Origin of the sequence: Herminiimonas sp. Marseille-P9896 (assembly GCF_903993245.1) — a bacterium.
GTDB classification, from domain to species: domain Bacteria; phylum Pseudomonadota; class Gammaproteobacteria; order Burkholderiales; family Burkholderiaceae_D; genus Oxalicibacterium; species Oxalicibacterium contaminans.
On the sequence record NZ_CAJEVT010000003.1, the window covers coordinates 249,342 to 274,503 of the forward strand.

Genomic DNA, 25,162 nt, shown 5'->3' on the forward strand with positions numbered 1-25,162 from the left:
TACTCTCGGGTATTGGACTCGTTAATTCAATAGGCTGCGTTGATAGGGTGCGTCGATAGACGACACCCATTATTAAGAAAAGGTATTTCGGTGAAAGTTAAATTTATCACGCGCTTTTTCCTGCTTTTCGCTACATTCTTACTTTCATTCAACGCTTTTGCTTTCGATTCCGGCGCGCTTGGAGTTGTTTCAGTTAATGAATTACCGCGTGAAGCGCAGGAGACTATCGCCTTGATACGCCAGGGTGGACCTTTCCCTTATGACAAGGATGGTTCCATATTTGGCAATTATGAAAAGGTTTTGCCTCAGCAAAAGCGCGGGTATTACCGCGAATACACTGTAAAGACACCGCGGGCTCGCAATCGTGGTGCGAAACGGATCATTACCGGCGGCGAGAAGACCAGGCCGCGCGAATATTATTACACCGCCGATCACTACAGAAGCTTCAAAAGAGTCATGGAGTGAGCGGGGTGTTATGTTGATAATAAATAGCTGGAGATGAGGGAGAAATGAGTTTGTTTAAAACCGTGCCGCTGAATGTAGTGCAGTCGATCCGGGCCTTCCGGGTCGCCGATTTGCAGGCAGAAGCCGCGCATCTTGGACAGCACTTCCTGTACGCACATTGCGCACATGCGACCACCAAGCAGCAGGTATTGGCCGTGATTGCGGAGGCATTCCAGTTTCCCAAGCATTTTGGCAAGAATTTCGATGCCTTGTCCGATTGCCTGACCAGCCTGGCACACAAAGCAGGCCCGCAGCCTGGTTTCCTGGTGGTGCTGGAGCAACTGCCGAATACACCGAAATTCGACAAGGAAGCACGCGAGACTTTGCTCGACGTATTCCGCGATGCCGCTGATTTCTGGGCTGACAAGAAAATCGCATTCCGGGTGTTTTACTCCTTTCAGTAAGTCGTATTCTCGCAGCCGCTGGTACATCGCGGCTCGCTGCCTCGCCTGAATTCCGGGCACATTTCCTCGGTTTTGCTTCGTCGTCGCTAAGCGTTGGCGCGCTCTGTACTGCGATGATTGTTAATGATCCGGCCGGTTGCCGTCGTTCTGATCGGCCCGCGGTACGGTACAATGCGCGCCATGAGAAGAATCGTCATTTTGATTTCCGGGCGCGGTAGTAATATGCGGGCCATCATCCGCGCTGCGCAAAATGAAGAGTGGCCAGCACAGATCGCGGCCGTTATTAGCAATAAGGCCGATGCATCGGGCCTGGCCTATGCTGCCGAACACGGTATTCCGGCACTGGTTGTGGCCAACAAGGACTATCCGAGCCGGGAGGCCTTTGACGCAGCACTCCAGAGCAAGATCGACTCTTTTGCGCCTGATTTGGTGGTTTTGGCAGGTTTTATGCGTGTGTTGACGACACCTTTCGTCGCACATTACGCCGGACGCATGCTCAATATCCATCCATCGCTGTTACCAAGTTTTGTTGGTTTGGCAACGCACAGACAGGCTTTGGCTGCGGGTGTCAAATTGCATGGCGCAACTGTGCATTTTGTCACTGCCGAGCTGGATCATGGTCCTATCGTGGCGCAGGCGGCGGTGCCGGTACTGGCCGACGATACGGAAGATACCCTGGCCGCCCGTGTGCTGGAACAGGAACACATTATTTATCCACGCGCTATACGCTGCTTCATAGACGGACGATTGTCCGTGCTGGACGGTGTGGTGCGTATTAATCAAGCAGCTTAACGCCCAGAGTCCTGACGAAACTGATGCAGCGGTTCGCTACCCGAACCAGCTTGCCCGGCGACTGTCAGACAAGAATATTTTATGAAGGAATATGCATGAGATTGCCTCCAGCGATCATTAATAACACCGAAGAAGTACTGCGCGAGATCCTGCGTTTCACAGGTCCGGCCGACGGTACCTTATCGCGTTACTTCCGCGAACATCCTAAGCTCGGTTCGCGTGAGCGCGGTGTCGTGGCAGAAGCGGTATACGGTTTGCTGCGCAATAAAGCGGTGTACACCAGCTTTGCCGAATCCGGCAATGGCCCGACCATGCGTCGTATGACTTTGCTTGGTCTGGCTGATGCAGTCGGCGTTGAATCGTTGGGTGGCCTGACCGAAGAAGAAACCGAATGGCTCAAGCACGTGATGCAAATCGATCGCACCTTGTTGCCGTCGCTGTTGCGTTCGAATTTGCCGGAATGGCTGTTCGACAAACTGGTGGCTCGTGATGGCGAAGCAACTGCACTGGAACTGGCGCACGCCGTGAACCAGCCAGCACCGCTGGATCTGCGCGTCAACGCATTGAAGGCGACGCGCGAAGAAGTGATTACATCGCTGGCAGAAGCACCTATCTTGTGTGAGCCTACACCGTACGCACCTTTGGGTATCCGTGTCATCAAGAAGCCTGCATTGCAGAACCTGCCTTTGTTCAAAAACGGTTCGATCGAAGTGCAGGACGAAGGCAGCCAGTTGCTGTCACAAGTGGTCGGTGCCAAGCGTGGCGAAATGGTGGTCGACTTCTGTGCAGGCGCGGGCGGCAAGACTTTGTCACTGGGTGCCGCGATGCGCAACACCGGCCGTCTGTATGCGTTCGATATCTCCGACAAACGCCTGGCCAAACTGAAACCACGTCTCGCGCGTAGCGGACTGTCGAATGTGCATCCGGTACTCATCGCGCATGAAAACGATGCCAAGGTAAAACGTCTGGCAGGCAAGATAGATCGCGTGCTGGTCGATGCTCCATGCAGCGGCCTCGGTACCTTGCGTCGCAATCCTGACGTGAAGTGGCGTCAGACTCCGCAATCGCTGGTAGAGTTGAATGAAAAGCAGGCTTCCATCCTAGCCGGTGCAGCGCGCCTGGTTAAAGCAGGTGGTCGTCTGGTGTATGCAACCTGCAGTATTCTGGATGAAGAAAATGAAGCGATTGTTGCCAGCTTCCTGGCATCGCGCGATGACTTTGTTTTGATCCCCATGAGTGAAGTGCTGGCGGAACAAAAGATAGATTTGAAGATGGGTGATTATCTGAAGCTGTCGCCGGCGCAGCATCATACTGATGGATTTTTCGCGGCGGTACTCGAACGTAAAAAATAAATGAAACAAAACCTGCTAACTACTCTCTGGGCTGATTTGTGGACTGACCTGGGCATACCTGGTCTGCGCTGGCAAATTGTTGCTGTAGTACTGTGTTTTGCATTGGGTTGGGGTATCGCACGTGTGGTGCGCAGCCTGCTGGCGACACAAGAGCCACAGCAAAATGCATTACGCAGGTTGGGAGTAGAAAGTTTCACGCGTGTTTTGTGGCCACTGCTGACCTGGCTGCTGTTGGCTATCTCTAAAGCTGTCCTGGAACGGCTGGATGGTGTCGACGGTGTGGATGTCTTGCGCGTCGTGATGCCGCTGGTCGCATCGTTTGCGTTGATACGCCTGGCTTTCTATGTCATGCGACGCGTGTTTGCGCGCAGCGGCAAGGTCAGTGCATTCGTCCTGCTGTTTGAACGCAGCTTTGCTTCACTGGTGTGGATCATCGTAGCGCTGCATATCACGGGCGTGCTGCCGGAGTTCATCGAATTCCTCGACGACACCTTTGTCCCGCTGGGCAAACATAAAGTCTCCATCATGACGATGCTGCAAGCGATCGTCTCGGTGGGTGTGACGCTGATTTTTGCGCTGTGGGGATCGGCCCTGATCGAAGAACGCCTGATGCGACTCGACGGCATGCATTCGTCGATGCGCGCCGTGCTGTCACGCATGAGCCGTGCAGTCCTGATCCTGATCGCCTTGCTGGTCAGCTTGTCCATGGTCGGTATCGACCTGACCGTACTGTCGGTATTTGGTGGTGCGCTGGGCGTCGGCCTGGGCCTGGGTTTGCAAAAGATAGCCAGCAGTTATGTTTCCGGTTTCATCATCCTGCTCGAACGCAGCATGACCATAGGCGACACGGTGACGATAGATAAATTCACCGGCCGCGTGGCACAGATCAATACCCGCTACACCGTGTTGCGCAATGGCGACGGCAGCGACACCATCGTGCCGAACGAGGTCTTCGTGGCGAATTCGGTGCAGAATTTATCCCTCAGCGACACTGTGATTCAAATGACAACAAAGGTTTCAGTTGATTACCGGACTGATATCGATTTGGCATTGCGATTGCTGGAAGAGGCCGCACTTGGAGTGGATAAAGTGCGCAAGGGGCCGGATCGCGTACCAGCAGCCACCATGGTGGCCTTTGGTGCGGATGGGATCGACCTGCAGCTGGGGTTCTGGGTCAATGAACTGGATGGACGCGGTACGGTTTTGTCTGATGTCAATCGTGCAATATGGCGATCATTTCAGGCGAATGAGATCAATGTACCGTTCCCGCAACGTGAAATAAGGTTGATTGACGAGCAATATCAGCCGGTAAAAGAACGTTTAAATACCGCGAAAAACCCTGCAAAATCGGATATAGGCCCTTAAAAAGGGTACAATTCGTCTCGAAAATTTGCCAGCAACCCTAGCAATTCGATTTAGCGATACCATCTAGGGGATACCATTATCCATGGCATTCATATTGGAGCCACAATGATCGACGCAGTACTTGATTTCCTATCGAACGGCCTGACCCGCGCCAGCGGTTGGGAAGTGTTTTTCTACGCGCTCGCCGTGACACACATCACGATTGCGGCGGTCACTATCTATTTGCATCGCAGCGCCACCCACCGTGGCCTGGACCTGCATCCGATTCCTAGTCATTTCTTCCGTTTCTGGCTGTGGCTGACCACTGGTATGGTCACCAAAGAATGGGTTGCGATCCATCGCAAGCACCACGCCAAATGCGAAACCGAAGAAGATCCGCACAGCCCGGTTACCCGCGGTATCAAGAAAGTGTTTTTCGAAGGTGCTGAGTTGTATCGCGCAGAATCGAAAAACATGGAAACCATGGAAAAGTATGGTTACGGTACGCCGGACGACTGGATCGAACGTAATGTTTACACGCGTCATAGCGCGATGGGTATCGTCCTGATGCTGTTCATCAACGTCGCTTTGTTCGGCGTGATCGGTGTTTCGGTATGGGCCCTGCAAATGGCATGGATACCTATCACTGCGGCTGGCATCATCAACGGTATCGGCCACTACTGGGGTTACCGTAACTACGAATGCAGCGATGCAGCAACCAACATCTTCCCTATCGGTATCCTGATCGGTGGCGAAGAGCTGCACAACAATCACCACACCTTTGGTACTTCGGCCAAGCTGTCGGCCAAGTGGTACGAATTCGACATCGGCTGGATGTACATCCGCATGCTGGAAACAGTAGGTCTGGCCAAGGTCAAGAAAGTCGCACCGCAACCGAAATTCGACACCAGCAAATTGCATCTCGATTTCGACACGCTGCAATCCGTCATCGCCAACCGTTATGACGTGACTGCAAAATACGCGAAGTCGCTGAAGCAAACCTGGCACGATGAAGTTGAGCACCTGAAAGAAAAAGCGCAGCTGGAGTCCGGCTTCTTGCGTTCTGCGAAGAAGCTCCTGCATCGCGAGCCTAACAAGCTGGAAGCACCACATAAAGAACAACTGACGACTTTGTTCGCACACAGCAAGCCGCTCAAAACAATGCATGAAATGCGCGTTGAACTGGGTGCGATCTGGGAGCGTTCACATGCTAGCCGTGATCAGTTGCTGCAGCAGTTGCAGGATTGGTGTGCACGTGCTGAGGCTTCGGGGATTACTGCTTTGCGTGATTTCTCGTTGCGTTTGCGTAGTTACGCTTAAGATTTTTTGAATTTGTTGATTGAAAAAGCCCGCTGATGCGGGCTTTTTTATTGGTGGGTTTGCGTATTGATTGTTGTTGGTTCGGCTTGCTCTCCGTGGAGAGTGGGTTTGCCGGGGGTGGCCCGGCGGCCACTCACTTTCTTTGCTTCGCCAAAGAAAGTAAGCAAAGAAAGGCGACCACGGCGCCGCTGCCCCTGCGGGGTCCCCGTTTGTGCAGGACAAAAAATGGGAAGTGGACGAAACTCGCTACGCTAAAGCTCCGCTCAAACACGTCCACTTCTTTTTCCATTTTCTGCCCAGCACAAACGGCATCGTCACAGTGGGTAAGGGCCACAGCCTCTTGGCTTTACGTCGGTGCGCGACTGGGACGAAGTGATGTGTATAAGTCCTGAAGTTATCCCCGGTTTTTGTGCACAGGCTTGTGGATAACATCAGGGCAAGTCACTTATGTCGTTGATAGATAAGGGATTTCATTTCATGCTCAAATGTGGGCATGCGCTGCTTGATGCAGCTTCTTTTATTTATTTCCGGCTTGCGGTTTGACCCATTCAATCAGCCAGCCACTAGGCGCAACCCAGTCCGGCAGACGCGCATCTTTGCTCGCGATGAGGCTGGCACGCAGTACGATTTTGAGTGTGTACATGTCGATGATTTCGCCCGTCGCCGGATTGCTGAGTGCGCTGACGAAGGTTTGGAATGTCTTTTGGCATTCATCGACTGAACCCATGGTCAGCAAGTCGCCGATACCGCCTTTTTGCTGACCGTTTTCCCACGCGAATAGTGCGTACATAGTGTGCTTTCTGTTTTAGCGCTGTTCACTAAATTGCGTTTGCATGATGATGGCGTCGGCGTCATGCGTTGCGATAGCGGCGAAGAAGTCCTTGATGCGTGCGATTTCGGTGTAGCCGCTGTCCTGGTAGATTTTGTGCGCGCCTGTCCACTCTGCACTCAGTAGCAGGATGGAGCCGCGCAGATGCGTCAGTTCCGTGCGCAGCATGTGGACGGATTGCTGGAAGAATTTTTTGCCGAGTCCGCTGCCACGGTATTCGCGTGCAACTGTCATCGATGAAATGTAGAGCTGGCTGCCGTTGGACCTATGTGTGTCTTTGATGTCATGGCCCAGTGCGAAAGCTGATTCCTGCAAGCTACCGTCGCTGTCCCATAGTTCCGAGCACAGATAGCCGGTCGCTAGGTCACGGTCATTCACCAGTACCAGGAAGCCGGCAGGGAAGTGCTGCATGCGTTTCAGCATCACACTTTGGTCTTCCTGTATGCGTTGATGGAAGCCGCCGTCTTCCAGCTCCATGATGCGGTTTATGTCGTCAGGCCGCGCCGCGCGGATGTTCAGCTTATGCATCTGTGGGACTGCCAATCTGCAGCATGGCTAGCAGGTTTTCCGGCCATACTTGTTCTGTCGTCTGTTCGAGTTCTGCCTGCGACCACCAGTGATGTGCAGTCATGCATTCGACTTCTGTATCGGTCCAGCCGCTTTTGGATAATTGCGTGTCCGTGACGCGGATACGGAAGTAGCGCTCATCTTCATTTACGTATTCGCCATTCGGCAGTTGCAGTATCAACTGACGTTGTGTGATCTGCGAGCCGACTTCGGTTACTTGTATCCCGGTCTCTTCCCATAACTCCCGTATGGCTGCTTCTTCAAAGCTTTCGTCGCCTTCGACGCCGCCGCCAGGCGTGGCCCAGTAGCTTTGTCCGGCCAACGCGCCTTTCTTGTGCTCGAAGTAGAACAACAGGACGCGATCGTCAGGATCGGTAATCAGCAAGCGAGAGGCGGGGCGTAGACGCACGGTTACACGAGTAGTCAGAAATTAAAAACGGAATGCTGAGGGGAGTGCGCAGTGGCAGATGGCTGTGCGTGCTTGCAGGCGATGCAAGTTCCCCCGGCCGGACGCATATTGTATATGTGTCCGGCTTTGCAGGTATCAGGCTTCGCTGGCCAGTTCAGCTAAGGAGGCGATCAGGTCGCTGAAACGCTGACCCTGGATCATGATGTGCTGGCGCAGCAGTTCGGCTGCGAGCTCACCTTTGCCTTCGATGATGGCATCGACTACCGCGCCATGTTCGTCGAACGAAGCGGTGACGCGATTGCGCACACGCAATTGCAGGCGGCGGTATGGACGCAGGCGACGTTGCAGCACGCGTGCCTGTTCCTCCAGGAAGGCATTCTTGCTGCCTATATAAATCTGCTGGTGGAATTCTTCATTCTTGTAAAAGTAGGCGTCGGAATCGGCTTCGTCCCTGGCTTGCTTGCAGGCCAGATGGGTCGCTTTCAAAACAGCGTGTTCTGCCGGACTCATGCGACGGGCGGCCAGGCGTGCGCACATGGCTTCCAGCTCCGCCATGACTTCAAACATTTCTATCAGTTGCTGCGGTCCGATCTCGGCCACGATGGCACCACGGCGCGGGCGGATCACGATGATGCCCATGGAAGCCAGCTGGATCAGGGCTTCGCGTATAGGTGTGCGTGATACGCCGAATTTCTCGGCGAGCACGGTTTCGTCGAGATGCTGCCCGGGTTTGAGGGTCCCGACGGCAATCATTTCTTCGATTTGTTCACGCAAGGTTTCTGATCGCGTTTGAGTGGTGTCGCTCATGTTTTCTGTGTATCTCACAATCTAATCTTGTAGTTTTGAGTACAATTTTACGCTTGACAATGTATGCATATCGTACGATCTTGTATACAAGGATAAACCATAAAAACATTTAGTTGAAAAATATCTCCATTGTAACTACGGGAGAGACATGGCATCACATCACAGGTCCGTCTTTGTTGGGAGAAACGTAAATGCAAGGTAGTAAGCGCGAGTGGGATCATCGCCAGAAGAACCGCGATGCGCGACTGGCAAGAGCCACCGGAAAACTCGGCGCCGCGCTCAGTGGCAAGCTGGTACCGGCCGAGCGCATGGTCGAGTTGCTGCATAGCGTGATCGAATCCGGTGACCGCGTCTGCCTCGAAGGCAATAACCAGAAGCAGGCTGATTTCCTCGCAGCTGCCTTGTGCCAGCTGGATCCGGCGCAGGTACATGACCTGCACATGTTGCAGTCGGTGCTGGCCTTGCCCGAACATCTGGATCTGTTCGAGAAGGGCATCGCCTCCAAGCTGGACTTCTCTTTCTCCGGGCCACAAGGCGCACAACTCGCGCGTCTGGTAGCCGCCGGGAAAATCAATATCGGCGCGATCCATACTTATCTGGAATTGTTTGGTCGTTACTTCATCGACCTGACGCCGCGTGTGGCTTTGATCGCAGCACAGGCAGCGGATCGTCACGGGAATTTATATACCGGGCCGAATACCGAAGACACACCCGCCATCGTCGAAGCAACTGCGTTCAAGAACGGCATAGTGATTGCACAAGTCAATGAAATCGTTGATGTGTTGCCACGCGTGGATGTACCTGCGGATTGGGTGGACTTCGTAGTGCAGGCACCGACACCACATTACATCGAACCTTTGTTTACACGTGATCCTGCATTGATTTCTGAAGTGCAGGTTCTGATGGCGATGATGGCGATCAAGGGCATCTATGCCGAGTACGGTGTGGAGCGCATCAATCACGGCATCGGTTTCGATACTGCAGCGATCGAACTGATCCTGCCGACCTATGCCGAGTCGTTGGGATTGCGCGGCAAGATAGGGCGCAACTGGGCGTTGAATCCGCATCCGGCGCTGATCCCTGCAATCGAAGCGGGCTTTGTCGAATCAGTGCATTCCTTTGGTTCCGAGCTGGGCATGGAGCGTTATATCGAATCGCGTCCGGATGTGTTCTTTGTCGGACGTGACGGTTCCATGCGCAGCAATCGTGCGATGTGCCAGGTGGCCGGACACTATGCGTGCGATATGTTTATCGGTTCCACCTTGCAGATAGATTTGCAGGGTAATTCATCGACTGCGACGCTGGGACGCATCGCTGGTTTTGGTGGTGCGCCGAATATGGGTTCCGATGCGCGTGGCCGCCGTCATTCCAGCCCCGCGTGGCTGAAGGCTGGGCAGCAAGCGCAGCAAGGCAAGAAGAAAATGCCGCGCGGACAAAAGTTGGTGGTGCAAATGGTCGAGACCTTCCGCGAGCATATGCAACCGGCATTCGTCGAAGAACTCGATGCATGGCAACTGGCCGAACAAGCCAAGCTGGATATCCCGCCGGTCATGATTTACGGCGACGATGTCACGCACATCCTGACCGAAGAAGGCATCGCCAATCTGTTGTTGTGCCGGAGCGAAGAAGAACGGGAACAGGCCATACGTGGCGTCGCCGGTTATACCGCAGTCGGCATGGCGCGTGATCGCAAGATGGTGGAAAACCTGCGCGATCGTGGCGTCATCCTGCGTGCTGAAGATATGGGCATAGACAAGCGCATGGCGACCCGTGATTTGCTCGCGGCCAAGAATATGAAAGACCTGGTACGCGCATCCGGTGGTTTGTACGCGCCACCCAAGCGTTTCAGAAACTGGTAGGACTGGATATGGAAACTTTGAATTTTCGTTTTGAAAAAGGCCGCAAGCGCCTGACATCGCAAGCCAATATGGTGGGCGTTGTCAGCTCCGGCAATCTGGAAGTGTTGATCGAATCAGCGGACCTGAATGGTGGCTGTGAAGTTGAAATCAAAACGGCAGCGGTCGGTTTCGGTGCGATCTGGCAGGCGGTGATTTCCGACTTTGATGCGCGCTGGTCGCTGCAGGATGTACGCATACTGATCAACGATGCGGGCGCAACTCCGGCGGTGGTCAGCCTGCGTCTGGATCAGGCGGTGGAATCGGTAATGGGAGCGTCAGCATGATTAGTTATCTGGAAGCGAATGCACGTCAGCGCATACACACATTGCTGGATGCAGCATCGTTTGAAGAAATCCTGCCGCCCAGCTTGCACATCGTCAGTCCGCATCTGGCGCAGCTGGATACACCGGCCTCATTTGATGACGGCATCGTTATCGGTCGCGGTACTTTGCAGGGACGTAAAGTATTGGCCGCAGCGCAGGAAGGCGGCTTCATGGGCGGCGCAGTGGGCGAGGTGCATGGTGCAAAACTGGTGGGCTTGCTGAAGCGTGCTGTGGCTGAAGGTGTGGATGGCGTGATCCTGTTGCTGGAAACCGGTGGCGTACGTTTGCATGAAGCGAATGCCGGTCTGATTGCTGTCTCTGAAGTCATGCGTGCCGTACTGGATACGCGCGCCGCGAATATTCCGGTGATCGTACTGGTCGGGGGCGCCAACGGTTGTTTCGGCGGCATGGGCATTGTTGCTTGCTGTGCGAATGACATCCTGATGTCGGAAGAGGGCAGGCTGGCGATGTCGGGGCCGGAAGTGATAGAAACCACACACGGTGTTGAAGAGTTTGATTCACGTGATCGTGCTTTGGTATGGCGCACTACCGGCGGCAAGCATAGATATTTGCTGGGTGATTGCAGCGCGGTTTTGCCGGATGATATCGGCGCTTTCCGCCAGGCCGCATTGGATACCTTGCTGCGTTATCAAAAAACGTCGGCAGAATTAACTTTGGAAGACCTTGAAGCTGAACACAGCTTGCTGACTCATCGCTTGCAAGACTTTGGCAATTTCTCTGAGCCTATGAATATCTGGTCGCGCCTGGGGGTGACTGAGCCTGAGATCCTGCCCATGCTGGAAGCACCAGCCTTCATGCAGAAAGTTGCGGGCAAGCGCGCGGGAGAACAGCAATGAAATGGCAGACACTCGCATCACAACTCTTCCCGCAAGGGCATGACATCGTTGAGCACGATTACTTCTTGCGCGGTACTGCCAAGGTAGGCGAACAGACTGTTGCTGTCATAGGCACGACCGGACATACACCTATCGGTGTTGAGATTGCTTTGGCTCAGGCGAATGCCATTCTCGACACCATGCGCAATTTCCCAGGACGGCCATTGGTGATCCTGGTGGATACCCAGGGCCAGCGCCTGCGTTATCGCGATGAGATGCTGGGCATCAATCGTTATATGGCGCATCTGGGCAAGTGTATAGACGTTGCACGCAGACGTGGCCACAAAGTAATAGGCCTGGTGTATGACCAGGCGCTGTCGGGTGGTTTCATCACCAGCGGCTTGATGGCGGATGCGTGCTATGCGCTGCCGGAAGCAGAGATACGCGTGATGGGACTGGCGGCGATGGCGCGTATTACCAAGGTGCCGCTGGAACGCCTGACCGAGCTGGCAGTAGCCAATCCGGTGTTTGCGCCGGGCGCAGAGAATTACCTGAACATGGGTGGGGTGGAAGCGATCTGGCAAGGTGATCTGGAGTCTTGCCTGGTGCGGGCACTACAGCAGGCCGACAGCATCGATCATCGCAGCGCACGTGGCCTGGAACGGGGCGGGCGCAAGATGTCATTAGCAGTTACCCAGTTTGTGCTGGGGGAGCGCGATGTTTTACCGACATAACCGGATCTGGTTGAGCAGCCAAGGTTGGCAGCATGCTTGTGCAGCGGTGGATGCTGCGCATCTGTCCGACTTGCAACGCTGGGCAGAGAATGACTGGCCGCTGGTCGTACGTCGCAGCGATGTCGGGCATGAAGTTGAGACCATAGCCGTGGGTCTGGCACTGCCGCCGGCGGTACACGGCGGCAAGAAGATACGGATACCCTTGTCGGTACATCCGACTGATATTGCGCGTCATGAAGCTCCCTTGCTGTTTGCAAATGCAGCCAGCGCCTTGCCTGTTGTATGGCTGCCAGCGTTCACAGCCTTGTCGCATGAGTTGATCACCGCACAACTGGAGTTTCGTTTGTATGGTTCACTCGCTTTGCAGGCAATGACGGGTTTACCTTACCTGACGGCGACATCTGATATCGACGTCCTGTTCTATCCGTCTACCCATGCACAATTGCAGCAAGGTTTGCACCTGCTGACGAAGTACGCGCAAAGTCTGCCACTGGATGGTGAAATCGTTTTCCCGTCCGGACATGCGGTGGCGTGGAAGGAATGGGCAGAAGCGGTCAAGAGCCCCGATAAGGTGAAAGTCATGGTGAAGAGTATGCGTACCGTGAATTTGCTGGATGTGTCAACTTTGTTGTCCGGACTGGAAGAGCTATCGTGAAACGTTCAGCTTTACCAAGATCAAGTGTCTACGGCTCTGCCACGCAAATAGACGAGCCCGTCAGCCCGTCGCTGCGCAATTTTTGCTGGCAGACGGCGATATGTGCGATACGCAGCTTGCATGCGGAACTGGTGCTGTATCCAAAACCTGGTCTGGTCTCGACTATAGACAATGGCAGCCATAGTGATATGGATGCGGACTTATTTATGCGCAGTCTGTTTTCCTTACGACATTACTTCAGGGACATGGCGCATGCGGGTAGTGAGGCAGTGACCTTTGACGGTTTGAAAGACTTGGGCTTGCAAGCGGAGCGTCGTATGCTGGCCGCGACCGGTGGCATCAATACGCATAGAGGTGCGATCTTTTCGCTCGGCATGCTATGTGCGGCAGCAGGATACTGCCATGCGCAGGCTGTCGTGCTGACACCTGAAAATTTGCGGTATGTGATCCGGCAGCAGTGGGGCGTGGCCTTGCATGATCATGCTAGTCCCTCGGTCGCCAAACTCTCCAATGGCATACGGGTGACTCACTTGTATGCAGTCAGTGGTGCACGCAGCGAGGGTGCGCAAGCCTTTCCTGCTGTCTTCGAAATCGGCTTGCCGCAATTGCTACAATCATTGCGGCGGGGACGTGATGCATCGGATGCGCAAGTCGACGCCTTGTTCGCACTGATGGCGCAAATGACGGATACCAATATTTATCATCGCGGCGGCAGAGCGGGGGCCGCACTGGTTCGCCTGGCTGCACAGGACTTCATGCAATTGGGGGGCACCGGACATCCGGACTGGCGCAGCACGGCACTGGCCTGTCATCGCTTATTCGTCGACCGGAATCTGTCACCCGGTGGCGCAGCGGATATGCTGGCTGCGAGCTGGCTGGTGTATCAACTCACGGATACGGTTGTATAGCGATAGCCGGGTTTGTATACTGGGTTCCCATGATGAATCGCGTCGCTATTTTGTGTTCCGGCCAGGCAGGCCAGCATGCCGGTATGTTCGATCTCGCGCGCGAAGATGTGCGTGTCGCGCAATTGCTGCAAGCATGGCCGCTGGAAGACCTATGCAGGCATCCTTTGCAGGAAATCCTGGCGGATGAAAAACTCTTGTTCGCCAACCCGATCGCACAACCGCTGGTTGTCGCCTCCATTCTCGCTACCTGGGAAGCAGTCAAAAACATTATCCCCAAACCTGTCGTCGTCGCTGGCTACAGCATAGGCGAGCTGGCGTCTTGGGCAGTGGCCGGTGCGCTCAGCGCCGAAGAAGCGATCAGGCTGGCCGCCTTGCGTGCGAACTTGCTGCAGGGATGCATCGCAGCCGATCAGCCGCAAGTCATGCTGGCAATCTCTCTCTCGCAATCTCTGGTACAAATGTCGGAGATCCAGCCTTTGCTGGACGCACACGGTTTTTACATGGCGATCGAGGTTGCTGACGATGCGGTAATTGCCGGTGGTTTGCTGAAACAGGTTGATGGGCTGGAAGCGGCAATTAGCAATGCAGGCGGCAAGGTCACGCGCCTGCCGATAGAGATCGCATCACATACTCCGTGGATGCAGGCTGCAGTGCAAGCATTTGAGACCGCAATTGCAAGTAGTGGCATCAAGGCTCCGTTGTTTCCGGTGCTGGCAGGCATTTCCGGTGCACGCTTGCTGGATAAAAATGCCGCGGCCGGTAATTTGTCGCGCCAGCTAGCTGAGCCTATACGCTGGCAGGCAGTGATGGATAGCCTGGAAGAAGCCGGAGTGACGATGGCTCTGGAACTGGGGCCGGGCGCTGCGTTGGCGCGTATGCTGAAGACACGTCATCCACATATTCAATGTCGTTCTGTCGCGGAGTTTCGTTCTTTGTCAGGGATCAGGAAATGGGTCGAGCAATATGCTGATGCATGAGTCGGCTTAATCACCCCAGGAATTTTCAAAACAGATATCGGCGAGCGCCTTGCGCTTATCCCAAGCTTCGATTTCCAGCATAGGTGCCGGATAAAATTCCGTCGTGTGACCCAAACACAAAATGGCGATAGGCTGACTGCCTTCCGGCATCTTGCACAATTGGCGCAATGTTTCCGGATCGAACAGCGATACCCAGCCCATGGCGATCCCTTCAGCTCGCGCTGCCAGCCACATATTCTGTATCGCGCAACTGGCAGAAGCCAGGTCCATCTCCGGCATGGTGCGGCGGCCAAAGATGTATTTCTCGCGATGATCGGTCAGGCCGACGACCAGCACTTCGGCGCAGGACAAAATGCCTTCCACTTTCAGGCGCATGAATTCATTTGAACGTTGTTCGAGCGCATCTGCCGTGGCCAGACGTTCGGTTTCCACATGCTGCTGTATGGCGCGGCGTAATTCTGTGTCCGTGATGCGTATGAAACGCCAGGGTTGCATCAGGCCGACGCTGGGTGCCATGTGCGCCGCCTGGATGAAACGCTCCAGTTGTCCTGCTTCCAGCGGCGTCGGCAGGAAGTGACGCATGTCACGCCGTTCGCGTATCGCTTTGTAGACGGATGCAATCTCTGCATCGGAAAACTTGTTGGGATTCATATCTTCTCTGGAGTGCCGGGTCTGCCCTTAGCTTAACCGGGGATGGCCGCGCGGGGAATAAAAAAAGCCGCTTCATGGAAGCGGCTTTTCTGCGAAACATAAGATCGATTACTTGATCTTGGTTTCTTTGTATTCAACGTGCTTACGAACTTTTGGGTCGAACTTGATGATCGACATTTTTTCCGGAGTTGTACGCTTGTTTTTAGTCGTGGTGTAGAAGTGACCCGTGCCTGCGGTCGATTCCAGCTTGATTTTGTCGCGGCCTGATTTCGCCATGATAATTCCTTTATTCTGCTAGTTAGACTTTTTCGCCACGAGCGCGCATATCAGCCAAAACAGCATCGATGCCGATTTTGTCGATTACACGCAAACCGGCGTTGGACAGACGCAGGGAAACCCAGCGATTCTCGGACTCAACGAAAATACGGCGATTTTGCAAGTTAGGCAAAAAACGACGTTTCGTTTTGTTGTTTGCATGGGAAACATTGTTGCCGACCATCGGCCCCTTCCCAGTGACTTGGCAGACACGTGCCATATTTGTGCTCCTAAAGATTTCCGGAATTGGAAAAAACGAGAGTATAGCCAAAAATTCGCATTTATTCAATGACTTGCGTGAAATAATTGTGTCTTTGTGCATTCTCAATATTTAACAATTTGAGCGCAAGCAAGTAACAAGTCATGTCACCTCTGGGAAATGCGGGTTTACAGAGGGTAAGCGGGTTGTGGCGGGGAGGCTGTTTGGCTGCCTATGATGTTCAGTAGCCAGTTTTATAGCTGCCCATGTTCGGCAAAAGAGTAGATGTTTTTACCACCAATGACGAAATGATCGAGGACCCGTACGTCTATCAGGGCCAGCGCCTGTTTCAGGGCTTGCGTGAGGCTGTGGTCGGCAAGGCTGGGTTCGGGTGAGCCGGATGGATGGTTGTGCGCCAGGAGCACACTGGCGGCGTTATGCGTAAGCGCCTCTTTCACGATTTCGCGGGGATAGACACTGGTGTGGGTGAGGGTGCCACGGAATAATTCTTCGCAGGCGATCAGGCGATTCTTGACGTCGAGGAAGAGAACGACAAAGGCTTCATGTTTCTTGCTGCCCAGAACTAGCTGCAGATATTTCTTTACGGATTGCGGCGAATTCAATGCAATGCCGATTTGCAATTCTTCACTCAGCGCACGACGGGTGAGTTCCAGTACCGCTTGCAACTGAGCGTACTTGGCCGGACCCAGCCCGTTTAGCTTGCAAAAGTCGGTCATGCTGGCGGAAAACAGTTCATGCAGCGAGCCGAAGTGCCAGAGCATGTCACGTGCGAGATCGACGGCACTTTTACCGGCTACGCCTAGTCGCAGGAAGATCGCCAAAAGCTCTGCGTCCGATAAGATAGCCGCGCCGTGCCTGATCAGGCGCTCCCTTGGTCGGTCTTGCTCAGGCCAGTCTGTAATTGCCAAAATTGCCTCCATCTGGAAAGGAATATGGGATTTCAATTATCAGAGGGTCGGAATGCGCAAGGTGGCTTAAAATAGCGCTAGTCGCGTAACCCGGATTTTTCCCATGTCTAAGCAATCACAGCCTGTCGTTACGGAAACTGCATACCTGACTTTGCACTACCGCCTTGCTTCCAGCGAGGGGGAGGATATCGTCAGTACCTTTGCAGAAAACCCGGCGACCTTGCAATTGGGGCAGGGACAACTGGCACCGTTCCTCGAAGCCTGCCTGCTGGGTTTGCCGGAAGGCACCCACCAGACATTTGATTTGCCGCCGGAACGTGCTTTTGGCCCGCGCAATCCGGAATTGCTGCAGCGCCTGTCGCGCAACGTGCTGGATAAGAATTCCTTGCCGGGTGACGATTATGTGATCGGCGACCTGGTTGAGTTTGCAGCGCCCAGCGGTGGCAAGTTTGCCGGGGTCTTGCGTGATATCGATGAAGAAACCGCCTTGTTCGATTTCAATCATCCGCTGGCAGGACAAACGCTGCAGTTTGAAGTGAAGATCATAGGCATACTATAAAGTGAGTCGTTAAGTCCGATATGGGCATGCGATTATTAACCGGTCCTTGCAGGTGCAAAGACCGGGGCATCAAAGGATAAAGATGGATACCGAAATTTTACTGGCGCAGCCCCGCGGTTTTTGCGCAGGTGTTGATCGTGCGATTGAAATCGTGGAGCGTGCACTGACTGAGTTCGGTGCGCCGATTTATGTGCGCCACGAGATTGTGCATAACGCTTATGTGGTGACCGATCTGCGCAACAAGGGCGCGATCTTTATTGAAGAGCTGGATGATGTGCCAGCTGGCAATACCGTCGTTTTTTCCGCGCATGGCGTATCCAAGGCAGTGCAGGCAGAAGCCGAGAAGCGCGGCCTGCGCGTATTCGATGCGACTTGCCCGCTGGTGACCAAGGTTCATATAGAAGTGGAAAAAATGCGTCGTGATGGTCGCGAAATCATCATGATTGGCCACGACGGTCATCCTGAAGTCGAAGGCACCATGGGCCAGATCGAAGACGGTATGCATCTGGTGGAAACTGTTGAAGATGTAGAAAAGTTGCAGGTGCGCAATCCGGACATGATCTCCTATGTCACGCAAACCACCTTGTCGATAGACGATACGGCTGATGTGATTGCTGCATTGAAGGAGCGTTTCCCGAACATCTCGGAACCGAAGAAGGCAGACATTTGCTATGCCACCACCAACCGTCAGGAAGCCGTGAAGTTCATGGCGCCGCAGGTGGACATGGTGCTGGTGGTCGGTAGCCCGAACAGCTCCAACTCCAACCGTCTGCGTGAAGTCGCCGAGAAGCGCGGCGTCCCGGCTTACATGGTCGACAATGCATCGCAGATCGATCCGGACTGGGTACGCGGCAAGCGCCGCATCGGCCTGACCGCCGGTGCTTCGGCGCCGGAAGTACTGGTGCAGGCTGTGATTGATCGCCTGAAAGAGTGTGGCGCGCAAAGCGTGCGTACGCTGGAAGGCGTGGAAGAAAACGTGACCTTCCCGTTGCCCAAGGGCTTGAAGCGTTAATTACTGATTTGTCTTTAGCATCTGCGGATAAATTGGATGATGGCGGCCGGGCATTCGGTATAATCGCCGCCAGCTTCCTCATCGTTTGCAGCCAGCTGCAAACGTTTATCCAGAGACGAACCGGAGACAATAAGATGATGATTCCTGCCCTAATTTCACCGATCATGACGATCATCATTCGTCGTTCCGAATAAACAGCTGTATACCGCGCGGCACCTTCGATTTAAATCAGGGTGCCGTTTTTGTTTTATCTGGAATGATTTTTGCGACGGCTATTTGGTTAGAGCGGGCTGGCACAGTGTCCGGTAGTCGCAAACGATGGAACACCATCCTTTAAGAGAGTAGTCAAAACATGGATATTTTCATCCAGCAAATTATTAATGGCCTGGTGCTGGGCAGCATGTATGCGCTGGTCGCACTCGGCTACACGATGGTGTATGGCGTACTCAACCTGATCAATTTTGCGCATGGTGATGTGCTGATGGTCGGTGCGATGGCAGGACTGACCATCCTGAAGATGCTCAATACCGTGGCACCGGACCTGCCCGGTATCGTCAAACTGATTATCGCCATCCTCGGTGCAATCCCGGTTTGTGTCGCGGTGAATGTGTTGATCGAACGCGTTGCTTACAGACGTTTGCGTAATGCGCCACGTCTGGCGCCGCTGATTACCGCGATCGGTGTCTCCATCCTGCTGCAGACGCTGGCCATGATGATCTGGGGACGTAGCCCGATTCCATTCCCGCAGGAAATGCCGACCGAGCCGTTGCATATCATGGGCGCGCTGATTTCGCCGACCCAGGTCATGTTGCTGATTCTGGCGGCGGTGGCCATGGGCTTGCTGGTCTTATTGATCGAAAAAACCAAGATGGGCAGGGCCATGCGTGCGACTTCTGAAAACCCGCGCGTTGCTGGCTTGATGGGCGTGGATTCCAATCGCGTGATTGTGATGACCTTTGCGATAGGCGCCGTGCTGGCGGCGATCGCTGGCGTGATGTGGGCCGCCAACTATTCATCGGCGCAATTCGCGATGGGTTTTGTGCCGGGCTTGAAAGCATTCTCGGCAGCGGTACTGGGCGGCATCGGCAATATCTATGGTGCGATGCTGGGCGGCATCCTGCTCGGCCTGATAGAAAGCCTGGGCGCTGGTTATATTGGCGACCTGACTGGTGGCTTCCTCGGCAGCCACTACCAGGATATCTTTGCCTTCGTGGTTCTGATTATCGTTCTTACGCTGCGACCGTCCGGCATCATGGGCGAACGTGTGCCTGACCGCGCGTAAGGAGGGCATATGGCAAATTATTTCGATACCAAAAACAATCCGCGCAAAGCCTATACCGGTTTGCTGGTAATACTCGCGATTGCGCTAATCTTCCCCTTCATCGCGCAGAACTTCGGTAACTCGTGGGTACGCATCATGGACTTTGCGCTGCTCTACATCATGCTGGCGCTGGGTCTGAACGTTGTTGTCGGCTTTGCCGGTCTGCTCGATCTGGGTTATATCGCTTTCTATGCGATCGGTGCTTACCTGACTGCGTTGCTGGCGTCGCCGCAGTTCGCGGTCGTGCTCGAATCCTTCGTTAATCAATACCCGCCGATAGGTGAGGCCTTGCTGTGGGTGTTCGGCCCCGAGATTGCACAGAACGGTATCCATCTGTCACTGTGGGCGATCGTGCCGCTGGCGGCGCTGGTTGCTGGTTTCTTTGGTGCCTTGCTGGGTGCGCCTACGCTGAAGCTGCGTGGTGACTATCTCGCGATCGTGACGCTGGGCTTCGGTGAAATCATCCGTATCTTCATGAATAACCTGAACGGTCCGGTGAATATCACCAATGGTCCGCAAGGGATCAACATGATTGACCCGATCCGCATCTTCGGCGTCTCGCTCAATGGCGAAGCGGGTTCGCGTGCGACGGTGATGATAGGCGATTACGCGATGCCTTCGGTGAATGCCTATTACTTCCTGTTTCTATTCCTGTGTATCGCGATTATTTTCATCTCGGTGCGCCTGCAGAATTCACGCCTGGGTCGCGCCTTCGTGGCGATCCGCGAAGATGAAATCGCCGCCAAGGCGATGGGCATCAATACGCGTAACGTGAAGTTGCTGGCCTTTGCGATGGGGGCATCGTTTGGTGGTGTGGCTGGTGCAATGTTCGCAGCCTTCCAGGGCTTTGTTTCGCCTGAGTCCTTCTCTCTGACAGAATCGATAGCGGTACTGGCGATGGTGGTGCTGGGCGGTATGGGACATATTCCGGGCGTGGTATTGGGCGGCATCATCCTTGCCGCTTTGCCTGAAGTCCTGCGCCATGTGGTCGAACCTCTGCAGAAGAGCTTGTTCGGTGAGGTGCTGATCGATGCCGAAGTCTTGCGCCAGTTGTTGTATGGCCTGGCGATGGTTTTGATCATGCTGTATCGTCCTGCCGGTTTGTGGCCTTCTCCCAAGAGCGAAGATAGGCCTACCGCGGATAACGATACTGCGAAAAAATCCACCGATGTCGTGGCGGTTTAAAGAGGGTGCCATGAGCGAACAAATTATTTTAAATATCGCTGGTGTCAGCAAACGCTTCGGTGGTTTGCAGGCATTGTCAGACGTCAACATCAAGATCCTGCAAGGCCAGATCTATGGTTTGATCGGGCCTAACGGTGCCGGTAAAACCACTTTCTTTAACGTGATCACCGGCCTGTATCAGGCCGACACTGGCAGCTTCGAGCTGGCGGGCAAACCGTACTCACCGTCCGCGCCACACAAGGTTGCCAAGGCCGGTATCGCCCGTACCTTTCAAAACATACGCCTGTTTGGTGAAATGACCGCGCTTGAGAACGTCATGATAGGACGCCATGTGCGCACACATCAGGGCTTGTTCGGTGCCGTGTTTCATCACAAGGCGGCGCGTCGTGAAGAAGCGGAGATACGGCAGCGTGCGATGGAGTTGCTGGAGTTTGTTGGCATCGGGCAATTCGCTGAACGCACGGCGCGCAATTTATCGTATGGCGACCAGCGTCGTCTCGAAATTGCACGTGCGCTGGCGACCGATCCGCAATTGCTGGCGCTGGATGAACCTGCTGCAGGCATGAATGCAACCGAGAAGCTGGGCTTGCGTGATTTGCTGGTCAAGATCAAGGCCGAAGGTAAAACCATTTTGCTGATCGAACATGACGTCAAACTGATGATGGGTTTGTGCGACCGCATCACGGTGCTGGATTATGGCAAGCCGATTGCAGAGGGTGTACCGGCTGAGGTGCAAAAAAATCCGGCCGTGATTGAAGCATATCTGGGAGGTTCGCACTGATGGCGGATACCGTACTGAAAATTAGCGGACTCAAGGTTGCCTATGGCGGCATCGAAGCCGTCAAAGGCGTAGACCTCGAAGTTCGTAAAGGTGAGCTGATCACGCTGATCGGTGCAAACGGCGCGGGCAAGACCACGACGCTGAAAGCCATCACCGGCACCTTGCCGAACTGCCGCGTGGAAGGGCATATCGAATACGCCGGTCATCCGATCAAGGGTTTGCATTCGTTTGAACTGGTACGCAAACGACTGGCGATGGTGCCGGAAGGACGTGGTGTATTCACGCGCATGTCTATCCAGGAAAACCTGCTGATGGGTGCGTTCACGCGTGATGACAAGGATGGCATAGCAGCGGATATAGAGCGCTGGTACGGCGTATTCCCGCGCCTGAAGGAGCGTGCCACGCAAATGGCCGGTACCTTGTCCGGTGGCGAGCAGCAAATGCTGGCGATGGCGCGTGCCTTGATGAGCCATCCGGAGCTGCTATTGCTGGATGAACCGTCTATGGGTTTGTCACCTATCATGGTCGAGAAGATCTTTGAAGTCATCCGTACCGTATCGGCACAAGGCATCACCATCCTGTTGGTCGAACAAAACGCCAAGCTGGCCTTGCAGGCAGCGAATCGTGCTTATGTCATGGAGTCCGGCCTGGTGACCATGCAGGGTGATGCACAGCAAATGCTGAATGACCCCAAGGTCAAGGCAGCGTATCTGGGCGAAGGCTGATTTCGGCCTTACGCTTTTCCGTTTTTCTTCCTAATATAAGGCACAGCCAGCGCGTATTAACGCGTGCTGACTGTGCCTGCGCAGTGGCTGTCCGGCTACAAAAATCACAATTGCTTAGAAATCGAAATCCGTAAACATGTTTAAATTTCCTGCTGAGATATCGATGATCTGATCAGGCAAAAACCTGGCTAAAAGCAGCCGTACTGATCTCATCATCCTGCTTCATTATTTTGATTAGGGAGTCGTCATGAAACGATACGGTGCGGAGTTCTTCGGAACCTTTTGGCTGGTATTGGGTGGTTGCGGTAGTGCGGTACTGGCAGCAGCCTTTCCCCATGTCGGTATAGGCTTGCTGGGCGTAGCCGTTGCCTTTGGCCTGACTGTGCTGACCATGGCTTTTGCGATCGGCCATATCTCTGGCTGTCATCTGAATCCGGCAGTTTCCATCGGCCTGTGGGCAGGCGGACGCTTCCCGGCCAATCAACTGCTTCCCTATATCGTTGCGCAAGTGCTGGGTGGCATCGTCGCGGGTGGTGTGCTCTACGTGATTGCCAGTGGCGCTGCCGGTTTTGACGTCGCGCAGGGCTTTGCTTCCAATGGCTACGGCGAGCATTCACCGGGCAAGTACTCGTTGCTGGCAGCACTGGTGTGCGAAGTGGTGATGACGATGTTCTTCCTGCTGGTGATCCTGGGCGCGACGGACAAGCGTGCGCCAACAGGTTTCGCTCCGATTCCTATCGGCCTCGCACTTACCCTGATCCACCTGATTTCAATCCCGGTTACCAATACTTCGGTTAATCCGGCGCGCAGTACCGGTGTTGCACTCTACGTGGGAGACTGGGCGCTCGGTCAGCTCTGGTTGTTCTGGGTTGCTCCCATCATAGGTGCTGTGTTGGGCGCGCTGATCTATCGCTGGATAGGTGACGAGCAGCCTGCCTGAAGATAATCCGGCCGTTTGCATCTGGTCGATATCGAATTAACCCAGCATCCCTCTTTGGGGTGTACAGATTGCCATTTCGGAGCGCTTCGGCTTAGAAGCGCTCTTTTTTTGTGCATTTTCTTTGCGTGCCACGGATGGGCGCACGGAAAAGATGCGTCCTGGCAATGGCAGGGCAGGTTACGTCTTCCAAACTGTTGCCTATCTTATTTGTTGCAAGTGACATGGCACTTATCGGTTACTGCATCTTTCTGCATATTTTTGATAACTGGCACTAAGATTGCTTAAAGGGGAATGATCAGTAAATTTATGCAGGCTCGCTGCTAAGCAGTTTGATCGTTATTTTTCAACCCTTGACAAATGTTTTTATGGGGCTTACCTTACGCCTGAATCTGACATGTCAGTGATAGACATGCGGATTTGAAGGGCCAAGAAGTTCTATAACTACATCGGAGATATTTATGAATCGCATCAGCACAACCAGCTCGAGTTTGTCGAGCAGCACCAGGTGGTGGCAGCTTTGTTTTGGCGTAGTCGCCATGATGGCCATCTCGAGTCCTCAGTATGTATGGGCTTTGTTTACGACCGAGTTGACGACTTTGCTCAATGCGTCGTTGACTGAAGTGCAGGTCACTTTCGCGATCCTGATCGTGGCGCAGACCTTCCTGTCGCCGTTCCAAGGTTTCCTGATCGACAAGTTCGGTCCGCGTATGTTGCTGTCGGCTGGCGCGATTCTGACGGCTTTGAGCTGGGTGCTGGCTGCTTCGGCGACCAGCGTCTGGGGTCTGTACTTTAGCTATGGCCTGTTGGGCGGCGTCGGTACCGGCATTATTTATGTTGGCGTCATCGGCCTGATGGTGCAGTGGTTCCCTGAGAAACGCGGCTTTGCAGTTGGTATGGTGGCAGCTGGTTATGGCTTCGGCGCGATCATGACGACCTTTGCGATTTCCAGCAGCATCAAGAGTTCTGGTGTTTCCAGCACCCTGATGACCTTCGGTCTGATTATTGGTGTCGTGGGCTTCCTGGCAGCGCAAGGTATGCGCCGACCGAAAGCAGATGAAGTTGTGGAGCTGGCCGTCCGTCACAAGGCCAGCGATGCGAACAAGGAATCCAAGTACAGCTATAAATCGAGCCAGATGTTGAAGAAACCAGTGTTCTGGCTGATGTTCATCATGATGACCATGATGTCGACTTCGGGCTTGATGGTGATCTCGCAAATGGGCGCGTTTGCCAAAGATTTCGGTGTGCACGACGCGATGGTATTCGGTATGGCTGCCTTGCCGCTGGCATTGACGATCGATCGTTTTGCGAATGGCTTGACCCGTCCGTTCTTCGGCTGGGTATCGGATCGCATCGGTCGTGAAAACACCATGTTCATCGCCTTCGGTATGGAAGGTGTGGCGATGACCTTGTGGTTGATGACCACTGATAACCCAGTGTTGTTTGTGTTGCTGTCGGGTGTAGTATTTTTTGGTTGGGGTGAAATTTTCTCGCTGTTCCCGTCTATCCTGACGGACACGTTTGGTACCAAACATGCGACCACCAACTATGGTTTTCTGTACATGGCGCAAGGTGTGGGTTCGGTGCTGGGCGGGCCGCTGGCTGCGATGATGCATGAAGCAACCGGTTCCTGGACACCAGTGTTCATGACGGTGATAGGTATGGATTTCCTGACAGCTTTCCTGGCCTTGATCATCCTCAAGCCTATGCGCCGCAAGTTCCTGGCCAATACGCCGCAGGAAATGGAAATGAATAGTGTAGTTGCTCCTGCGGCTGCGCTGAAGTAATACCGGTTTTCCGGAACCTGTGCACTATCGGTTCCGGAAAAACGTTTAGGGATTGCCCGGAGTTCGCCGGGCAATGCTGTTTTTATTTATCGATTCAGAAGG

General features: G+C 54.1%; 29 protein-coding genes. 21 read left to right on the forward strand and 8 right to left on the reverse strand.

Features of this window, described 5'->3' with window-relative positions:
• The first annotated feature begins 90 nt into the window (after positions 1-90).
• The 6 genes from H7U06_RS11525 (at position 91) to H7U06_RS11550 (ending at position 5,716) form a co-directional block, all read left to right on the forward strand.
• The gene (locus H7U06_RS11525; RefSeq protein WP_175626310.1) at positions 91-465 is read left to right on the forward strand and encodes a ribonuclease domain-containing protein; all 375 of its coding nucleotides are present in this window, start codon (positions 91-93) and stop codon (positions 463-465) included.
• Between the two features lie 44 nt (positions 466-509).
• Positions 510-908, forward strand: a complete 399-nt coding sequence (locus H7U06_RS11530) for a barstar family protein (protein ID WP_124574954.1) — start codon at positions 510-512, stop codon at positions 906-908.
• A gap of 180 nt (positions 909-1,088) precedes the next feature.
• Complete coding sequence (gene purN / locus H7U06_RS11535; protein ID WP_175626311.1) at positions 1,089-1,700, forward strand: phosphoribosylglycinamide formyltransferase; 612 nt, start codon at positions 1,089-1,091, stop codon at positions 1,698-1,700.
• A 95-nt stretch (positions 1,701-1,795) separates the two neighbouring features.
• Positions 1,796-3,052, forward strand: a complete 1,257-nt coding sequence (locus H7U06_RS11540; RefSeq protein ID WP_175626312.1) for an RsmB/NOP family class I SAM-dependent RNA methyltransferase — start codon at positions 1,796-1,798, stop codon at positions 3,050-3,052.
• Positions 3,053-4,417, forward strand: a complete 1,365-nt coding sequence (locus H7U06_RS11545; RefSeq protein WP_175626313.1) for a mechanosensitive ion channel family protein — start codon at positions 3,053-3,055, stop codon at positions 4,415-4,417.
• 105 nt (positions 4,418-4,522) lie between these two features.
• On the forward strand, positions 4,523-5,716 hold the full coding sequence (locus H7U06_RS11550) for a fatty acid desaturase (protein WP_175626314.1): 1,194 nt from the start codon (positions 4,523-4,525) through the stop codon (positions 5,714-5,716).
• Positions 5,717-6,233: 517 nt separating this feature from the next.
• Here the strand turns inward: H7U06_RS11550 and H7U06_RS11555 are convergent.
• The 4 genes from H7U06_RS11555 to H7U06_RS11570 form a co-directional block, all read right to left on the reverse strand.
• A complete protein-coding gene (locus tag H7U06_RS11555; RefSeq protein WP_175626315.1) occupies positions 6,234-6,506 on the reverse strand; it encodes a hypothetical protein in 273 nt (90 codons plus the stop codon).
• 15 nt (positions 6,507-6,521) lie between these two features.
• Positions 6,522-7,073 (reverse strand): GNAT family N-acetyltransferase, encoded by a 552-nt coding sequence (locus H7U06_RS11560; RefSeq protein WP_175626316.1) that lies wholly within the window; start codon positions 7,071-7,073, stop codon positions 6,522-6,524.
• Complete coding sequence (locus H7U06_RS11565) at positions 7,066-7,521, reverse strand: NUDIX hydrolase (RefSeq protein ID WP_175626317.1); 456 nt, start codon at positions 7,519-7,521, stop codon at positions 7,066-7,068. Before H7U06_RS11565 ends, H7U06_RS11560 begins: the two co-directional genes overlap by 8 nt.
• 135 nt (positions 7,522-7,656) lie before the next feature.
• Positions 7,657-8,328, reverse strand: coding sequence for a GntR family transcriptional regulator (locus H7U06_RS11570; RefSeq protein ID WP_175626318.1), 672 nt, complete (start codon positions 8,326-8,328; stop codon positions 7,657-7,659).
• 191 nt (positions 8,329-8,519) lie between these two features.
• Here H7U06_RS11570 and mdcA point away from each other — a divergent pair, with 191 nt between their 5' ends.
• The 7 genes from mdcA to H7U06_RS11605 are packed head-to-tail and all read left to right on the forward strand — an operon-like array spanning position 8,520 to position 14,659.
• Positions 8,520-10,187 (forward strand): malonate decarboxylase subunit alpha, encoded by a 1,668-nt coding sequence (mdcA, locus tag H7U06_RS11575; RefSeq protein WP_175626319.1) that lies wholly within the window; start codon positions 8,520-8,522, stop codon positions 10,185-10,187.
• 8 nt (positions 10,188-10,195) lie between these two features.
• Positions 10,196-10,510 (forward strand): malonate decarboxylase acyl carrier protein, encoded by a 315-nt coding sequence (mdcC, locus tag H7U06_RS11580; RefSeq protein WP_175626320.1) that lies wholly within the window; start codon positions 10,196-10,198, stop codon positions 10,508-10,510.
• Positions 10,507-11,406, forward strand: a complete 900-nt coding sequence (locus H7U06_RS11585) for a biotin-independent malonate decarboxylase subunit beta (protein WP_175626321.1) — start codon at positions 10,507-10,509, stop codon at positions 11,404-11,406. Before mdcC ends, H7U06_RS11585 begins: the two co-directional genes overlap by 4 nt.
• On the forward strand, positions 11,403-12,119 hold the full coding sequence (locus H7U06_RS11590) for a biotin-independent malonate decarboxylase subunit gamma (RefSeq protein WP_175626322.1): 717 nt from the start codon (positions 11,403-11,405) through the stop codon (positions 12,117-12,119). Before H7U06_RS11585 ends, H7U06_RS11590 begins: the two co-directional genes overlap by 4 nt.
• Before the next feature lie 10 nt (positions 12,120-12,129).
• Complete coding sequence (gene mdcG / locus H7U06_RS11595) at positions 12,130-12,774, forward strand: malonate decarboxylase holo-[acyl-carrier-protein] synthase (RefSeq protein WP_254873227.1); 645 nt, start codon at positions 12,130-12,132, stop codon at positions 12,772-12,774.
• Complete coding sequence (mdcB, locus tag H7U06_RS11600; RefSeq protein WP_175626324.1) at positions 12,771-13,682, forward strand: triphosphoribosyl-dephospho-CoA synthase MdcB; 912 nt, start codon at positions 12,771-12,773, stop codon at positions 13,680-13,682. Before mdcG ends, mdcB begins: the two co-directional genes overlap by 4 nt.
• Positions 13,683-13,711: 29 nt before the next feature.
• Positions 13,712-14,659: an ACP S-malonyltransferase gene (locus tag H7U06_RS11605; protein ID WP_175626325.1), complete on the forward strand. Its 948-nt coding sequence runs from the start codon at positions 13,712-13,714 to the stop codon at positions 14,657-14,659.
• A 6-nt stretch (positions 14,660-14,665) separates the two neighbouring features.
• On the opposite strand, the gene bluB is transcribed toward H7U06_RS11605, so the two are convergent.
• The 4 genes from bluB to radC all read right to left on the reverse strand — a co-directional run bounded on the left by bluB (position 14,666) and on the right by radC (position 16,753).
• Positions 14,666-15,310, reverse strand: a complete 645-nt coding sequence (bluB, locus tag H7U06_RS11610; RefSeq protein ID WP_175626326.1) for a 5,6-dimethylbenzimidazole synthase — start codon at positions 15,308-15,310, stop codon at positions 14,666-14,668.
• Between the two features lie 108 nt (positions 15,311-15,418).
• Positions 15,419-15,586, reverse strand: coding sequence for a 50S ribosomal protein L33 (rpmG, locus tag H7U06_RS11615; protein ID WP_011871858.1), 168 nt, complete (start codon positions 15,584-15,586; stop codon positions 15,419-15,421).
• 22 nt (positions 15,587-15,608) lie between these two features.
• Positions 15,609-15,845, reverse strand: coding sequence for a 50S ribosomal protein L28 (rpmB, locus tag H7U06_RS11620; RefSeq protein WP_041296590.1), 237 nt, complete (start codon positions 15,843-15,845; stop codon positions 15,609-15,611).
• Between the two features lie 233 nt (positions 15,846-16,078).
• Complete coding sequence (radC, locus tag H7U06_RS11625; protein WP_175626327.1) at positions 16,079-16,753, reverse strand: DNA repair protein RadC; 675 nt, start codon at positions 16,751-16,753, stop codon at positions 16,079-16,081.
• Between the two features lie 103 nt (positions 16,754-16,856).
• Here radC and H7U06_RS11630 point away from each other — a divergent pair, with 103 nt between their 5' ends.
• From H7U06_RS11630 to oxlT, 8 genes are all read left to right on the forward strand, one after another.
• Complete coding sequence (locus H7U06_RS11630) at positions 16,857-17,312, forward strand: peptidylprolyl isomerase (protein WP_175626328.1); 456 nt, start codon at positions 16,857-16,859, stop codon at positions 17,310-17,312.
• Positions 17,313-17,394: 82 nt separating this feature from the next.
• A complete protein-coding gene (gene ispH / locus H7U06_RS11635) occupies positions 17,395-18,324 on the forward strand; it encodes a 4-hydroxy-3-methylbut-2-enyl diphosphate reductase (RefSeq protein WP_175626329.1) in 930 nt (309 codons plus the stop codon).
• Between the two features lie 352 nt (positions 18,325-18,676).
• Complete coding sequence (locus tag H7U06_RS11640; protein ID WP_175626330.1) at positions 18,677-19,606, forward strand: branched-chain amino acid ABC transporter permease; 930 nt, start codon at positions 18,677-18,679, stop codon at positions 19,604-19,606.
• Positions 19,607-19,615: 9 nt separating this feature from the next.
• A complete protein-coding gene (locus tag H7U06_RS11645) occupies positions 19,616-20,830 on the forward strand; it encodes an ABC transporter ATP-binding protein (RefSeq protein WP_175626331.1) in 1,215 nt (404 codons plus the stop codon).
• A 10-nt stretch (positions 20,831-20,840) separates the two neighbouring features.
• Positions 20,841-21,611, forward strand: coding sequence for an ABC transporter ATP-binding protein (locus H7U06_RS11650; RefSeq protein ID WP_175626332.1), 771 nt, complete (start codon positions 20,841-20,843; stop codon positions 21,609-21,611).
• Complete coding sequence (locus H7U06_RS11655) at positions 21,611-22,336, forward strand: ABC transporter ATP-binding protein (RefSeq protein ID WP_175626333.1); 726 nt, start codon at positions 21,611-21,613, stop codon at positions 22,334-22,336. Before H7U06_RS11650 ends, H7U06_RS11655 begins: the two co-directional genes overlap by 1 nt.
• 247 nt (positions 22,337-22,583) lie before the next feature.
• Positions 22,584-23,276, forward strand: coding sequence for an aquaporin Z (aqpZ, locus tag H7U06_RS11660; RefSeq protein ID WP_175626334.1), 693 nt, complete (start codon positions 22,584-22,586; stop codon positions 23,274-23,276).
• A gap of 458 nt (positions 23,277-23,734) precedes the next feature.
• On the forward strand, positions 23,735-25,060 hold the full coding sequence (oxlT, locus tag H7U06_RS11665; protein WP_175626335.1) for an oxalate/formate MFS antiporter: 1,326 nt from the start codon (positions 23,735-23,737) through the stop codon (positions 25,058-25,060).
• Positions 25,061-25,162: the final 102 nt, after the last annotated feature.